General features: G+C 72.5%; 15 protein-coding genes. 9 read left to right on the forward strand and 6 right to left on the reverse strand.

Translation table 11 applies throughout. From position 1 onward, the window contains the following. Positions 1–136 precede the first annotated feature (136 nt). Positions 137–1,660 carry a leucyl aminopeptidase family protein gene (locus AC1DX8_RS01015; protein WP_477628038.1) on the forward strand — a complete coding sequence of 508 codons (1,524 nt, stop codon included), beginning with the start codon at positions 137–139 and terminating at the stop codon, positions 1,658–1,660. After that, a complete protein-coding gene (locus AC1DX8_RS01020; RefSeq protein ID WP_477628039.1) occupies positions 1,657–2,013 on the forward strand; it encodes a hypothetical protein in 357 nt (118 codons plus the stop codon). Before AC1DX8_RS01015 ends, AC1DX8_RS01020 begins: the two co-directional genes overlap by 4 nt. Before the next feature lie 23 nt (positions 2,014–2,036). Here the strand turns inward: AC1DX8_RS01020 and AC1DX8_RS01025 are convergent, their stop codons facing one another. Beyond that, positions 2,037–2,669 carry an O-methyltransferase gene (locus AC1DX8_RS01025; RefSeq protein WP_477628040.1) on the reverse strand — a complete coding sequence of 211 codons (633 nt, stop codon included), beginning with the start codon at positions 2,667–2,669 and terminating at the stop codon, positions 2,037–2,039. A gap of 150 nt (positions 2,670–2,819) precedes the next feature. On the opposite strand from AC1DX8_RS01025, the gene sigE reads away from it, so the two are divergent. From sigE to AC1DX8_RS01045, 4 genes are read left to right on the forward strand one after another with little or no spacing between them, the layout of a single operon-like run. Continuing rightward, positions 2,820–3,485 (forward strand): RNA polymerase sigma factor SigE, encoded by a 666-nt coding sequence (gene sigE / locus AC1DX8_RS01030; RefSeq protein ID WP_477628041.1) that lies wholly within the window; start codon positions 2,820–2,822, stop codon positions 3,483–3,485. Continuing rightward, complete coding sequence (locus tag AC1DX8_RS01035; RefSeq protein WP_477628042.1) at positions 3,482–4,111, forward strand: anti-sigma factor family protein; 630 nt, start codon at positions 3,482–3,484, stop codon at positions 4,109–4,111. The genes sigE and AC1DX8_RS01035 overlap by 4 nt, the downstream gene beginning before the upstream one ends. Then, a complete protein-coding gene (locus tag AC1DX8_RS01040; RefSeq protein WP_477628043.1) occupies positions 4,108–5,871 on the forward strand; it encodes a S1C family serine protease in 1,764 nt (587 codons plus the stop codon). Before AC1DX8_RS01035 ends, AC1DX8_RS01040 begins: the two co-directional genes overlap by 4 nt. 13 nt (positions 5,872–5,884) lie before the next feature. Continuing rightward, positions 5,885–6,235 (forward strand): twin-arginine translocase TatA/TatE family subunit, encoded by a 351-nt coding sequence (locus tag AC1DX8_RS01045; RefSeq protein ID WP_477628044.1) that lies wholly within the window; start codon positions 5,885–5,887, stop codon positions 6,233–6,235. Positions 6,236–6,303: 68 nt separating this feature from the next. Here the strand turns inward: AC1DX8_RS01045 and AC1DX8_RS01050 are convergent, their stop codons facing one another. Genes AC1DX8_RS01050 through AC1DX8_RS01065 form a run of 4 tightly spaced genes read right to left on the reverse strand, consistent with a single transcriptional unit; the run spans position 6,304 to position 10,006 of the window. Continuing rightward, entirely contained in the window at positions 6,304–7,506 is a 1,203-nt protein-coding gene (locus tag AC1DX8_RS01050) for an Mrp/NBP35 family ATP-binding protein (RefSeq protein ID WP_477628045.1), read from the reverse strand. 9 nt (positions 7,507–7,515) lie between these two features. After that, a complete protein-coding gene (locus AC1DX8_RS01055; protein WP_477628046.1) occupies positions 7,516–8,085 on the reverse strand; it encodes a DUF1003 domain-containing protein in 570 nt (189 codons plus the stop codon). Further along, on the reverse strand, positions 8,078–9,352 hold the full coding sequence (locus AC1DX8_RS01060) for a magnesium transporter MgtE N-terminal domain-containing protein (RefSeq protein ID WP_477628047.1): 1,275 nt from the start codon (positions 9,350–9,352) through the stop codon (positions 8,078–8,080). Before AC1DX8_RS01060 ends, AC1DX8_RS01055 begins: the two co-directional genes overlap by 8 nt. A 21-nt stretch (positions 9,353–9,373) precedes the next feature. Further along, complete coding sequence (locus AC1DX8_RS01065; protein ID WP_477628048.1) at positions 9,374–10,006, reverse strand: hypothetical protein; 633 nt, start codon at positions 10,004–10,006, stop codon at positions 9,374–9,376. A 51-nt stretch (positions 10,007–10,057) separates the two neighbouring features. Between AC1DX8_RS01065 and AC1DX8_RS01070 the strand changes: the two genes are divergently transcribed. From AC1DX8_RS01070 to AC1DX8_RS01080, 3 genes are all read left to right on the forward strand, one after another. Beyond that, positions 10,058–11,140: an HpcH/HpaI aldolase/citrate lyase family protein gene (locus AC1DX8_RS01070; protein ID WP_477628049.1), complete on the forward strand. Its 1,083-nt coding sequence runs from the start codon at positions 10,058–10,060 to the stop codon at positions 11,138–11,140. Next, positions 11,121–12,020, forward strand: a complete 900-nt coding sequence (locus AC1DX8_RS01075; RefSeq protein ID WP_477628050.1) for an HpcH/HpaI aldolase/citrate lyase family protein — start codon at positions 11,121–11,123, stop codon at positions 12,018–12,020. The genes AC1DX8_RS01070 and AC1DX8_RS01075 overlap by 20 nt, the downstream gene beginning before the upstream one ends. A 351-nt stretch (positions 12,021–12,371) precedes the next feature. Next, entirely contained in the window at positions 12,372–13,283 is a 912-nt protein-coding gene (locus AC1DX8_RS01080) for a L,D-transpeptidase family protein (RefSeq protein WP_477628051.1), read from the forward strand. Here the strand turns inward: AC1DX8_RS01080 and AC1DX8_RS01085 are convergent. Further along, complete coding sequence (locus AC1DX8_RS01085) at positions 13,277–14,074, reverse strand: alpha/beta fold hydrolase (protein ID WP_477628052.1); 798 nt, start codon at positions 14,072–14,074, stop codon at positions 13,277–13,279. The genes AC1DX8_RS01080 and AC1DX8_RS01085 overlap by 7 nt on opposite strands. Between the last annotated feature and the right edge of the window lie 43 nt (positions 14,075–14,117).

Raw genomic sequence — 14,117 nt, forward strand, 5'->3', positions numbered from 1 at the left:
GAGGACCCCCATCGGCACCTGCCGACGGGGGTCCTCGCGCATGCCGGGGTATGCCGCGGGCGAACCTCCGGCGGGTTGGCCGGGTCGGCTCGGGCGGGCTGCCTCGGGGTGGCGCCGGATGGGTAGGGTCGGGTCCGTGCGCGCACTCGAACTGCTCGACCCCGCAGCCAGCGCCTGGACCGTCTCCGCGGAACCCCTGGCCGACGTCCTCGCCGACCTCGACCCCGCCGACCTGCTCCTGGCCCTTCCTGTCCCGTCCGGCGGACTGACGCCGTCCGGCGCCACCGCCCGGGCGCTCGCGCTCGTGGGGCTCGACGTCGCAGGGGTCACGGCCACCCACGAGCCGAAGTCGGACGCCGGGTCGGTCACGACCATCCCGCTTCCTCCCGGTGAGCGTCCGGCGCGCAGGGTGCTGCTGGTCGGCGTCGCTGGGGCCACGAGTGCCGACCTGCGTGCCGCCGGTGCCGCCCTCGGTCGCGCCGCCAAGGGCCGTGCCGCCCTGGTCGCCACGGTCGGCAGTGGAGCCGCTCGCGCGGCGCAGTCCGCGCTCGCCGAGGGCCTCGCCCTCGGGGGGTACTCCAGTCCCCGCTGGGTGCGCGACGGCGCGGCACCGGCCACCGCGCCCGCCGCCGAGATCGCCTTGGTTGGGTCCTACGACGAGCCCGCGGTGCGGCACAGCGTGGTGCGCGCCCGCGCGACGATGCTGGCCCGCAACCTCGCAGTCGTGCCCTCCAACACCAAGAACCCCGCGTGGCTCGCTGCCCAGGCCCGCACCCTGGCGGGCCGCACCGGGCTGGACGTGCGGGTGTGGGGCGAGCGGGAGCTCAGGGCCGAGGGTTTCGGCGGCCTGCTGGCGGTCGGGGCAGCCTCGGCGACCCCACCTCGCCTGGTGCAGCTCGACCACACGCCGGACGGCGCGACGGCAAGGACCCCTCGGGTCGTCCTCGTCGGCAAGGGCATCACCTTCGACACCGGCGGCCTCGACATCAAGCCCGTCGACGGCATGCTCGCGATGAAGACCGACATGAGCGGCGCTGCCGTCGTGCTCGCGGTGCTGGCGGCCTGCCGCGAGCTCGCGGTGCCGGTGAAGGTGACCGGGCTCCTGGCCCTGGCCGAGAACGCCGTGGGCGGCGCGGCATACCGGCCCGGTGACGTCGTCACCCAGTACGGCGGGCGAACCGTCGAGATCGGCAACACCGATGCGGAGGGCCGCATCGTCATGGCCGACGCACTCGCCTACGCCGACCTCCACCTCGACCCGACGGTGCTCCTCGACATCGCGACGCTCACCGGTGCGGCCCGCGTGGCGCTGGGCCGCTCGATGGCGCCGGTCTACGCGACCGACGACGCCCTCACCCGGGCCCTCGTGGGCGCCGGGGAGGCGACCGGGGAGCTGCTCTGGCCGATGCCGCTGGTGGAGGACTACCGGGCTGCTCTCGACAGCGAGGTTGCCGACATCAACCACATCGCGGGCATCGGAGGCGGGGGCGGGTCGATCTCGGCAGCATTGTTCCTGCGCGAGTTCGTGGGCGCGCGACGCTGGGCACACCTCGACATCGCCGGGGTGGGTCGCTCCGACGTCGACCGCGGACTCCTCACCAAGGGCGGGACGGGCTTCGGTGCCCGCCTGCTGCTCACCTGGCTGGAGGAGATGGCATGAACGCGGGATACGGACTGAGCGTGCGCTGGTCCCTGGAGTCGGCGCCCGAGGGCGTGGCCCAGGAGCTGCGCGACTACGTCGTCGGCACGTCGATGGCCAAGTTCATGTTCCTCGACGGCCTGGCCTTCAAGACCTGGCGGATGGTCGAGGGGGAGTGGTTCGAGGGCACCTACGTCTTCGACGAACAGGTCTACCGCGACGACTTCCAGCGGGAGTTCTCCGCGACGGCGGCCGAGTCCGCGGGCAGCGCCATCATCGGCTCGGCCCCGACCCTCATCGAGCCGTTCGAGGTCGTCGCCATCGCCGAGGGCCCGGGGCGGTTCCGCCGCGGCCCCGGCCCCGGTGCCGCCTGACCGACGTCAGCGACTGCCCGACGTCAGCGCTTGACGGCCGCCAGCACGCCGTCTCCCACCGGCAACAGTGCCGGGATGAGTCGCTCGTCGTCGCGCAGGGCCTTGCCGAGGTCGCGCAGCACCGACGTCTGCTGGTCGCGCGCGGCCGGGTCGGCGACCTTGTCGTGCCAGAGCATGTTGTCGAGCACGAGCACGCCGCCCGAGCGCAGGAGGCGGATGCCGTGGCTGACGTACTCGGGGTACTCCACCTTGTCGCCGTCGATGACCACCATGTCGTAGGCGCCGTCGGTCATGCGGGGGAGGACGTCGAGGGCCCGACCCGTGATGACGCGGGTGCGCTGGTGGGCGATGCCGGCCTCCGCGTAGGCCTTCTTCGCGACACCCTGGTGCTCGGCCTCGACGTCGATCGTCGTGAGGATGCCGTCCTCCGGCATGCCCTGCAGCATCCACAGCCCCGAGGTGCCCGCGCCGGTGCCGACCTCGACGACCGACTTGGCCTTGACCGCAGCCGCGAGGAGCCGCAGCAGCACTCCCGCGCCGTTGCCGACCGGGGTGGCCCCCAGCTCCTCGCCGCGCCGCCGCGCCGACTCGATCACCTCGTTCTCGGTGACGAACTCCTCGGCGTAGGCCCAGCTGGCCGGCTTCTGTGCGCTCATGCGGGAAACCCTACTGCCGCGCACGCGCCGAGCCGGGCACCGCGGCATACAGGGAATGCTCAGGTTGGTGGGGAACGATGCAAGCCACTCGGTCGTCTGGACCGAATGACAGGTGTGAGCGCCGCCCGGCGCCCGACGGAGGTGAGGGACGTGACCGCGACCGACACGATCGGTACGGCCCGGCAGGACGTCCAGGGGGACGCCCAGGAGGGACCCGCCTGGGTGCCGCCGACCTGGGAGGAGATCGTCGAGCAGCACTCCGCCCGCGTCTACCGCCTCGCGTACCGCCTCACGGGCAACCCGCACGACGCCGAGGACCTCACGCACGACGTGTTCATCCGCGTGTTCCGCTCGCTGCACAGCTACCAGCCGGGCACGTTCGAGGGCTGGCTGCACCGCATCACCACCAACGTCTTCCTCGACAAGATGCGTCGCAAGCAGAGGATCCGGTTCGACGCGCTGTCCGACGAGTCCGCGGCCCGGCTGCCCACCCGTGAGGCCGGCCCGGAGGCCGCCTTCGACGCCACCCACTTCGACGACGACGTGCAGCGCGCGCTCGACGCCCTCTCGCYCGACTTCCGTGCGGCTGTCGTCCTCTGTGACATCGAGGGCCTGTCCTACGAGGAGATCGCGGCGACGCTGGGTGTCAAGCTCGGCACCGTGCGCTCGCGCATCCACCGTGGGCGCGCCCAGCTGCGCGAGGCCCTCGCGCACCGTGACCCCAAGCTCGCCCGTCCCGCCGTGGACGCCGACCGTGCGCCCGTGACCAGGCGCCGGATCCCGGTGCTCGGCCGGGCGGTGCCGGGATCGCGATGAGCCGCCCCGGGTGGACCGGGGGCGCGAGCGCGTCGTTCGCCTCGCGCGGCCGCTGCCTCGGCGACCAGCTGACGGCCTATGCCGACCGGGCGATGGATGACGCAACGTTGCTGCGGTGGGACCGCCACGTCGTGGCGTGCCAGTGCTGCCGGGCGGCCGTGGACGAGGAGCGGCGCGTGCTGGCCGCCCTGCGCTCCTCGGCGGGTTCACCGCTCCCGGGTGACCTGCGCGGGATGCTGCTGGCCCTGGCGACTCAGATGCCTGCTGCGCACCCGGGCGGCTCGACCTCGCCGCGTGCTCCGATGGTGCCGCCGGTCCCCGTGGCACCGGTCCGCGTCGTCGACCGTGGCACGCCGGCCCTGCACCGCTCGGCCGGGCGCGCGACGGTGTATGCCGGTCTCGCGGCGGGAGCCACCGCGGCTGCCGCCCTCAGCCTGGTGGTGAGCGGTGGCCTCACCCCGAGCAACCCCACGGCGCCCCCGGCGGTGCAGCGGGCCCGGCCCGTCACCCCCGGTTTCGCGACGGCAGCCTTCACGGTGCCCGGCCTCGGCGGCTCCCCGTCAGGCCCCTCGACCACACCCACCGTGGGCACGGTGCGTGGTCGTTCGGCACAATCGACCCCATGAGCGACGAGCGAGACCTGGAGGGCCACGACCGGCCGACGCCCGCCGACCCCCTCGCCAGCGCGTCCAGCTCGTCCGACCCCGCATCCGACGCCCTCTCCGACTCGGCTCCCGGCTCGGCTCCCGGCTCGGCTCTCGGCTCGTTCCCCCGCGCGTGGTCCCACCAGCCCGGCGGGTCCGAGCCGACTGCCCCCGTCCCTGCCCCCGTCCCTGCGCCCATGGCCCCGCCGCCCGTCGAGCCGGTCTGGGACCCGTGGGCGCCTCCCGGGCGCGGCTCGGGTGACCACACCCAGCCCGTCGACCTGTCCCACACCCAGGAGCTGCACGGGCACCCGGGCGCCGGGGCAGCGTCGTCGCCGGAGCCGGCTGCCGGTCCGGTCTGGGCGGCCGAGCCGACCGGGTGGCCCTTCGACGAGGTGACACCACAGCCCACCACCCACCCGTCGGCTGGGGATGCCGGGTCCGCGCCCGTCGCGGAGCCCACTGGCTTCCCGACCGAGGTGGCCGGGCAGCCGGCCCACGCCGCAGCGGCCCAGCGCACCAGCGAGGGCTGGGACCCGATCAGCCACTCCACCGCAGACGCCGGGTATGCCGGCCAGCCCGCCCCGTGGGTCGGCCACCACCCGCCGGAGGCCAGTGCACCCCAGCAGAAGGGACCCGGCTGGGGTGCGCTCGTGGCCGTCGCGGCTACCGCCGCCCTCGTTGCCGCGACCCTCGGCGGCGTGTTCGGCGGCTGGCTGGGTGCGACCGGCCGCGTCGACTTCGGCCGGCTCGACCGCACGCCCTCCTCCATCCCGTCCGCCGGGGCCGGCTCGACGGCCCGACCCGAGGGCTCGATCGCCAACATCGCCGCCAAGGCCCTGCCGAGCGTCGTGACCATCAAGGTCGACGGGGCCGACGGCGGGGGCACCGGGTCCGGCTTCGTGCTCGACCGCGACGGCCACATCATCACCAACAACCACGTCGTCGCGAGCGCCGCCAGCAGCGGCACGATCAAGGTGGAGCTGGCCGACGGCACCGAGATCGACGCGACCATCGCAGGGCGTGACGGTTCCTACGACCTGGCCGTCCTCAAGACCAACCGCACCGACCTCGTGCCCCTGGTGATGGGCTCGTCGAAGGACGTCGTCGTCGGTGACCAGGTGATCGCGGTGGGAGCCCCCCTCGGGCTCGAGTCCACCGTGACCAGCGGGATCGTCAGCGCCCTCAACCGACCCGTCAGCCCGGGCGGTGACGGCAACCAGCAGTCGTACATCAACGCGATCCAGACCGACGCCGCGATCAACCCCGGCAACAGCGGCGGGCCACTGCTCAACATGGCCGGTCAGGTGATCGGCGTGAACTCCGCCATCGCCCGCATCCCGGGGGCCACCGACACCCAGTCCGGCAACATCGGCGTGGGCTTCTCGATCCCGAGCGACCAGGTGGTCAAGACCGCCCTGCAGCTGATCAAGACCGGCTCGGCCCAGCACCCCGTCATCGGGGTGGTGCTCGACCGTGAGTTCACCGGCGACGGGGTGCGGATCCTGTCCAAGGAGAGCGACAACAGCGGGGCACCGGTCGACCCCCAGGGCCCGGCAGGCAAGGCCGGCATCAAGGCGGGTGACGTCATCATCGAGTTCGACGGACGCCGGGTGACCAACCCCGACGACCTCGTCGTGGCGATCCGGGCCAAGAGTGTGGGAGACAAGGTGTCGATGAAGGTGCGCCGTGGCAGCCAGACGATCAGCGTCACCCTGACCCTGTCCGGCTCAGGCAAGTAGGCGAGGGCACGTCATGGTGGACATCAACGGCTGGGAGTTCATCGCGCTCATCGTGCTGGCGGTGGTGATCCTCGGCCCCGAGCGGCTTCCGGAGTATGCCGCGAAGCTGGGTCGGCTGGTGCGCCAGGCCCGGGCGATGGCCGAGGGCGCGAAGGGCCAGCTGCGTGAGCAGATGGGACCGGAGTTCGACGACATCGACTGGCGTCAGTACGACCCGCGCCAGTACGACCCGCGCCGCATCGTGCGGGAGGCGCTGCTCGACCCCACCCCCATGGAGTCGGACGGGTCACCGTCGCCCTACCGGGGCAGCACTGGCGGGCACGACGCGGCCAAGGCCACGCCCTACGACGACGACGCCACCTGACTGACCCCCGTACTTTTCTGCAACCTGAGCGCCCCAGAGGGCGCTCAGGTTGCAGAAAAGAACGGGGGTCAGCGGCCGACGGGGGAGAGGCCGAGCGAGCGCCCAGCCAGCCCGCGCGAGCGCGTGGCCAGCCCGCGAGCGATCGCACGCAGCGACACCGCGGCCGGCGACTCCGGGTTGCGCAGGACCACCGGCGTGCCCTGGTCGGCGCCCTCGCGGAGGTTGACGTCGAGCGGGATCTGCCCGAGGAGAGGCACCTCGGCTCCGACTGCGCGGGTGAGTGACTCGGCCACGGCCTGACCGCCGCCCGATCCGAAGATTTCCTGGCGGGAGCCATCGGGCAGCTCCAGCCAGGACATGTTCTCGATCACCCCGACGATGCGCTGGTGGGTCTGCAGCGCAATGGATCCCGCCCGCTCGGCGACCTCGGCCGCGGCCTGCTGGGGGGTGGTCACGACGAGGATCTCGGCGTTGGGGATGAGCTGGGCGACGGAGATGGCGATGTCGCCGGTGCCCGGGGGCAGGTCGAGGAGGAGGACGTCGAGGTCACCCCAGAAGACGTCTCCGAGGAACTGCTGGAGCGCGCGGTGCAACATCGGGCCGCGCCACACCACGGGCTGGTTGCCGGGCACGAACATCCCGATCGAGATGACCTTCACCTCGTGCGCGATGGGCGGCAGGATCATGTCGTCGACCTGCGTCGGCTTGTGCTCCACCCCGAGCATCCGGGGCACCGAGAAGCCGTAGACGTCGGCGTCCACGACCCCCACCCGCAGCCCGCTCTGGGCGAGCGAGGCGGCGAGGTTGACGGTGACCGACGACTTGCCGACCCCGCCCTTGCCCGACGCCACGGCATACACGCGGGTGAGCGAGCCGGGCTTCGCGAACGGGATCTCGCGCTCGGCGTTGCCGCCGCGCAGCTGCTGGCGCAGGGCCACCCGCTGCTCGTCGCTCATCACGCCCAGCGTGACGTCGACGGCGGTGACGCCCGGCACCTTGGTGAGGGCCGCGGTGGTGTCCTTGGTCAGCGTGTCCTTCATCGGGCAGCCGGAGACGGTCAGCAGGATCGTGACGGCGACCCGGCCGGTCGCGTCGACGGTGGCGCTCTCGACCATGCCGAGCTCGGTGACGGGCTTGCGGATCTCGGGGTCGATGACCGTCGACAGCGCCTGCAGGAGGGCGTCGTCGGTCACCGGGGCGGCCGCAGACCCGCTGTCGCCGAGGGCGTCACTGCGGGCGTCGCTCGGGGCGTCACTGGGGCTGGGGCACATGCCCCCATGTTAGGTCGCGCCCAGCTCCCTCGAAGAACCGGTCGCGCTCGAGGGGCTGTCATCTGCCTCACGTCGGCGCACTTCGAGGCCGCGGTCCTCCAGCTCGTCGAGCAGCCCTCGCAGCTCGGAGCGGAGGAAGTCGCGGGTGGCGGCGTCGCCCATCGCGTGACGCAGGGAGGCCACCTCGCGGGTGAGGTACTCGGTGTCGGCGAGGTTGCGCTCGTCGCGGGCGCGGTCCTGCTCGAGCGCGACGCGGTCGCGGTCGGCCTGGCGGTTCTGGGCGAGCAGGATCAGCGGCGCGGCATACGACGCCTGCAGGCTCAGCATGAGCGTGAGGAAGATGAACGGGTAGTTGTCGAACCGCCAGTCCTTCGGCGACACGAGGTTGAACACGACCCAGAAGACGACGAACACCGTCATCGCGATGAGGAACGAGGCGGTGCCCATGAAGCGGGCGAACTGCTCGCTCCACCGCCCGAAGGTCTCCTGGCTCATCGTGGGACGTGGCAGCAGGGCCCTGCGGACCTCACGGGGCTGGTCGAGCCGGTTGGAGGCCACCCGGCGGTCGCGCTCAGCCATGGGTCACCTCGTGCCGGTCCTCACGCCAGTCGTCGGGGAGGATGTGGTCGAGGACGTCGTCGACCGTGACCGCACCGATGAGCCGGCCGTCGCCGTCGACCACCGGCACGCCGACGAGGTTGTAGGTGGCCAGGATCCGCGTCACCTGGCCCAGTGGGGCATCCGCGGTCAGCGGTTCGATCTCCTTGTCGAGGATGCCGCCGATGGCGCCGTGGGGCGGCTCACGCAGCAGCCGCTGGATGTGGACGATGCCGAGGAACTTGCCGGTGGGGGTCTCGTGGGGTGCCCGGCAGACGTAGACGGTGGACGCGAGGGCCGGCGAGATCTCCGCCCGGCGCACCACGGCCAGGGCCTCGGCGATCGAGGCCTCCGGACCGAGGATGACCGGCTCGGTGGTCATCATGCCGCCGGCCGACTCCTCGTCGTAGGTCAGCAGCCGGCGCAGGTCGGCAGCCTCGTCCGGCTCCATGAGCTGGAGGAGCTCCTCCTGCTTCTCCGCGGTGAGGTTGTGCAGCAGGTCGGTCGCGTCGTCGGGTTCCATCGCCTCGAGCACGTCGGCGGCACGCTCCACCGGCAGCGTCTCGAGGATCTCGACCTGGTCGTCCTCGGGGAGCTCCTCGAGCACGTCGGCGAGCTTGTCGTCGTCCATCGCCTCGGCCACCTCGGCCCGGCGCTTGGGGGACAGGTCGTGGATGACGCCGGCGAGGTCGGCTGACTTCAGGTCGTCGTAGGTCTCCAGCAGCATCGCCGCCGACTGCCCGGCCGTGGACTGGTGGATGCCGGTGACGTCCTCGACGGGTACCAGCACGGTGGCCCCACGGCGGCGGCGGAACGGCCCGAGCGAGCTGCGCCCCGCGCCCTGTCGCACGAAGACCTTCGACATCGCCCAGTCGCGGCTGCGCTCGCGCTCGATGGCGACGTCCTCGACGGTGGCCTCGTAGTCGCCCTCGGGGTCGTGCACCGTGACCGGCCGCTCGAGGATCTCGGCCATGACCAGCACCTCGTTGGTGCGCTGCTCGAACCGGCGCATGTTCACGAGGCCGGTGGTGATGACCTGTCCGCCGTCCACGGACGTCACGCGGGTCATCGGCACGAACACGCGGCGCCGCCCGGGCACCTCGACGACGAGGCCGATGATGCGGGGACGGCGGCGGGAGGCGCCGAACGTGACGACGACGTCGCGAACGCGACCGACCTGGTCACCGAGCGGGTCGAACACGCTCAGGCTGGTCAGGCGGCCGACGAAGACGCGCGACGGAGTGCTCACGCCGCAAGGTTAACCGGCTGGTCAGCCGTCGTCCGGGAGGCGGTTCCCGCGCCGCCGCCGCGGGCGTCCCCGCCAGTGCCACGGGCGCCAGGTGGCGGTCGTCGCCTCGCTGGGTGGCACGGGTGCGGCCCCGGAGGTCGTGGGGTACGAACCGGGCCCTTCCACCGGGGCGCCGAACGGCCGCAGCGCCCGCACCGTGCACTCGCGCGCCCACCGCTCGACCGCGTCCTCGGGGGCGTTGAGGCGACCGGCTCGCAGCGCCTCGGTCGCCGGCCCCCAGGCCTCGTCGGTGGGGGCGATCTCGTGGACGGTGGCCTGCACCGTCAGCAGCCGACCGCCGGTGTCCTTGCTCCTCAGGATCAGCAGCACCTCGCCCGGGAGCCAGGGGAGGGTCTGCTCGCCGGGCCCCGACACGGCATACACGGTGTCGTCGGCCCAGGCGTGCCAGAACGGCCACGCACGCTCGCCGGGAGGCTGGACCCACATCAGCCCCGACTTCGTCGCGGCCTCCGAGAACAGCGCGGTGACGTTGACCGGCGTGACGTTGACCGGCGTGACGTTGACCGGCGTGACGGTCGGGGGCGTGGTCACGGTGCCCTCGGGCTGCGTCGGCGCGGTGCCGACATCGGCAGGCTCGCGCGCGGGCTCGGTCACACGTGAACTGTGTCATAACCGCGGTGAGACTGTCGCTGCTAGCGTCGCCGCGTGCGCAGCCCCAAGGACTTCTTCGCCCCGCTGGCGGTGGGTGCTCCCACCCCGCTCACGCAGGTGCCCTCGCGCCCCTCTCGCGTGATCCACTTCTTCGACCCGAGCAACGAGAAGATGGCCGCCAAGATCCCGGCCATGGTCGGCACCGTGGACGTGCTGCTCGGCAACCTCGAGGACGCCGTCAAGGCGGACCGCAAGGAGGCCGCGCGCGCCGGACTCGTCGAGATCGCGCGGGCCACCGACTTCGGTGACTCCACGCAGCTGTGGACCCGGGTCAACTCCCTCGACAGCCCCTGGGTGCTGGACGACCTCACCACCCTCGTGACCGAGGTCGGCGACAAGCTCGACGTCGTGATGGTGCCGAAGGTGCAGGGGCCGGAGGACATCCACTACGTCGACCGCCTGCTCGCCCAGCTCGAGGCGCGCGCCGGACTGCGGCGACCGATCCTCGTGCACGCGATCCTCGAGACGKCCCGCGGCGTGGCCAACGTCGAGGCCATCGCCGGTGCCAGCCCGCGCATGCAGGGGCTTTCCCTCGGCCCGGCCGACCTCGCAGCCGACCGTCGGATGAAGACCACCCGCGTCGGCGGCGGCCACCCCGGCTACCTCGTGCGTGCGGACCCCGTGGACGGTGACATCAACGCGAGTCGTCAGACGTACCAACAGGATCTGTGGCACTACACGATCGCGCGGATGGTCGACGCGTGTGCGATGCACGGGATCTTCCCGTACTACGGGCCGTTCGGCGACATCAAGGACGTCGTCGCCTGCGAGGACCAGTTCCGCAACGCCTTCCTGCTCGGGTGTGTCGGCACCTGGTCGCTGCACCCCGTGCAGATCGAGATCGCCAAGCGCGTCTTCAGCCCGTCCGCGGAGGACGTCGCCCACGCCCGCCGGGTGGTCGAGGCGATGGGTGACGGCACCGGCGCGGTCATGCTCGACGGGAAGATGGAGGACGACGCCTCCCTCAAGCAGTGCCAGGTGATGCTCGAGCTCGCCGAGCGGCTCGCCGCCACCGACCCCGAGCTCGCGACGCTGTATGCCGCCGAGCCGGCCCCGCGTGACGGCGACGGTGCCTGAGGTGGTCGCCGCCACGGCCTACCGTCCGCGCCGTTCGGTGCTCTACCTGCCGGCCTCCAACGAACGGGCACTGGAGAAGGCCAAGACGCTGGCCGTCGACGCCCTGATCCTCGACCTCGAGGACGCCGTCGCCCCCGACGCCAAGGACGCGGCGCGCGCCAACGCCTGCGCGGCGGCTCGGTCGGGTGAGTACGGGCGTCGTGAGCTCGCGATCCGGGTGAACGGCCTCGGCAGCGAGTGGCACGAGGACGACCTCCGTGCGGCCTGTGCGGCCGGTCCCGACGCCGTCGTGGTGCCCAAAGTGGGGTCGGGCGACGAGGTGCGCGCCCTGGTCGCCGCCATGGAGGCAGCGGGCGCTCCCGCACGCACCGCGCTCTGGGCCATGGTCGAGACCCCCCGGGCGATGCTGCACTGCGAGGAGATCGCCGCGGCCTCCGACCGCCTCTCCGTGCTCGTGATGGGCACCAACGACCTCGCGAAGGAGCTGCACGCCGAGCACGTACCCGGGCGCGCCCCGCTGCTCACCGGGCTGTCGCTGTGCCTCCTGGCGGCTCGGGCCACCGGGACGGTGATCCTCGACGGTGTGTTCAACGACGTCAAGGACGCCGAAGGCTTCGTCGCCGAGTGCGTGCAGGGGCGGCAGCTCGGCTTCGACGGCAAGACCCTGATCCACCCCGGACAGGTCGAGCCGTGCAACGCGGCGTTCGCGCCGAACGAGGCGGCCGTGGAGGACGCGCGGGCGGTGCTGGCAGCGTGGGAGGCCGGCGCCGGTGCGGGTGTCGTCACACTCAACGGGCGCCTTGTCGAGAGCCTGCACGTCGAGACCGCCCGGCGGGTGCTGGCCATCCACGAGGCGATCACCGCCCTGGCGGAGGGCTGACCCGAGCTGGCCCCCCTGGTTGAGAAATCAACAGGGAGATCGAGGCAACCTTTCCGGCCTCGGCCGCGTCTTGGTGAGTGCGGTCGCTCTCGGGGAGAGCGACCGCGCCATGTCGGGGGACATGGTGCCCGGCCCGGGGCGGTGCGGCAGGGACCGCCGCCCGGGGCCGGGCAGCTCACCGTGGTCACGATCCCGCCTGGTCACGACTCCGCCTGGTCACGATCCCGCCTGGTCACGATTCGGCATGGTCACGATCTCGGCGCGGTGGACAACCGAAACGCCGCCGCGTGCGTCACCATGACTGACAGGTCGTCGCCGGTGGACGCATCCACCGGCCAGGAAGGGGACTCGATGGACTGCAGGCGGACTCGATCACGGGCCGGGCTGGCCGCGTCGGTGCTGGTCGGCGCGCTCGCGCTGAGCGGCTGCGGCGGCATCACGTTCGGCAAGAGCACCTCGGCCACCCCCTCAGCGGCCCAGGGCGCGACCTCCGCGAACGACCCCGCCACACCAGACCCGACGACGGTCGACCCCGTCCCGACGGACTCGGGAACCACCACGCCCGAGCCGACCTCCACCACCCCCGCACCCACGACCACCACGACGGTGCCGAAGCCGACCAGCAAGCCGACCCCACCCAAGCCCACTCCCAAGCCGGAGCCCACCGCCGGAGACACGCTTTACGCGGGCGACAAGGGGCCGTACGTCAAGGAGGTCCAGCAGCGCCTGACCGCGCTCGGGTACTGGAACGGATCGGCAGACGGCGTGTACGGCGGGTTGACCTCCCAGGCGGTGATGGCCCTGCAGAAGGCCGCCGGACTCGGCCGTGACGGCGTCTTCGGACCCGCGACCCGGCGCGCACTGCTCAACGGCGTGCGCCCGCAGTCCCGGATCGGGGGCACCGGCATCGAGATCGACAAAGCCCGTCAGCTGCTGCTCGTCGTGCGGGGCGGCAAGGTCACCACGATCCTCAACACCAGCACCGGCAGCGGTCAGAGCTACACGAGCCAGGGCTCGACCCGGATCGCCACCACGCCGGTGGGTACCTTCAGCACCTACCGCTCCGTCAACCACCTCGACAAGGGCCCCCTGGGTGACCTGTGGCGTCCGCGCTACTTCAACGGCGGGATCGCGGTGCACGGTGCAGGGAGTGTCCCCGGCTACCCCGCCTCGCACGGCTGCGCGCGGGTCAGCAACCCCGCCATGGACATGATCTGGGCCGACAACCTCATGCCGATCGGCAGCCGCGTCGTCGTCTACTGACGGTCGTACTGCTGGCGCACCCACTGCAGCTGCGGGCCGCCGTGGCTCGTCCAGTACCCCGCGGTGTGCCCACCCTCGTCGAAGGTGAGCTTCGCTGACGGCAGGGCCTGGCCGAAGGCGGTGTTGCCGGGCACGAACGGGTCGGAGCGACCGCAGTCCATCCGTACCGGGATCCTCGCCAGGACGGCGGTCCGCCTCCGGTCGAACACGTCGTGCGCCTCGAAGTCCTCCCGGTCGTCGAAGGCCCCTGCTGCGCTCAGGCCCGCGTCCGTCCACAGCGCCGCGCTCTCGGCCACCACCGCGAACACGCGGTCGGGCCCGAGCTCGCTGGCCAGGAGGAGCGATCCGTAGCCGCCCATCGACCAGCCGAGGAAGGCGACCTTCCCGGCATACCCGGTCTCACGGGCGACGAGCGGCAGGAAGTCGTCGACGACCATGGCACCGGTGTCCATGCCGGCCCGTCGGGCGTGCCAGTAGTAGTCGCCGCCGTCGACCGACGCGAGCGTGACGCCGGCCGAGCGGACGTGCTCCTGCAGCCTCAGGACCCGGAAGGCGTGGGAGGCGTCGCCCCCCTTGCCGTGCAGGACGACCACGACCGGCTGGGTCTGGGGGTCGCCCTCGGTCTGGTGCGCGACCTGCCAGTGGATGTCGCGACCCGGCCAGTGCGTGCTGCGCAACGACCCGGACCGCACGGTGACCCCCGACACGTCCTGGCCGCGACATCCCGCCGCGGCCAGGACGCCCGCGCCGCCGGCCCCCGCGAGCAGGGCGCGGCGGGTGATCGTGGCCATGGCCTCACCCTAGGACGCGGCGCGCCGGACCCCGGTATGCCGC

The organism is Pedococcus sp. P2_A3, assembly GCF_056405035.1.

Coding starts and splice junctions, on each gene's coding strand:
- AC1DX8_RS01020 (WP_477628039.1), top strand. CDS start 1,657: ATGAACGCGGGATACGGACTGAGCGTGCGCTGGTCCCTGGAGTCGGCG.
- AC1DX8_RS01025 (WP_477628040.1), bottom strand. CDS start 2,669: ATGAGCGCACAGAAGCCGGCCAGCTGGGCCTACGCCGAGGAGTTCGTC.
- AC1DX8_RS01035 (WP_477628042.1), top strand. CDS start 3,482: ATGAGCCGCCCCGGGTGGACCGGGGGCGCGAGCGCGTCGTTCGCCTCG.
- AC1DX8_RS01040 (WP_477628043.1), top strand. CDS start 4,108: ATGAGCGACGAGCGAGACCTGGAGGGCCACGACCGGCCGACGCCCGCC.
- AC1DX8_RS01045 (WP_477628044.1), top strand. CDS start 5,885: ATGGTGGACATCAACGGCTGGGAGTTCATCGCGCTCATCGTGCTGGCG.
- AC1DX8_RS01050 (WP_477628045.1), bottom strand. CDS start 7,506: ATGTGCCCCAGCCCCAGTGACGCCCCGAGCGACGCCCGCAGTGACGCC.
- AC1DX8_RS01055 (WP_477628046.1), bottom strand. CDS start 8,085: ATGGCTGAGCGCGACCGCCGGGTGGCCTCCAACCGGCTCGACCAGCCC.
- AC1DX8_RS01080 (WP_477628051.1), top strand. CDS start 12,372: ATGGACTGCAGGCGGACTCGATCACGGGCCGGGCTGGCCGCGTCGGTG.
- AC1DX8_RS01085 (WP_477628052.1), bottom strand. CDS start 14,074: ATGGCCACGATCACCCGCCGCGCCCTGCTCGCGGGGGCCGGCGGCGCG.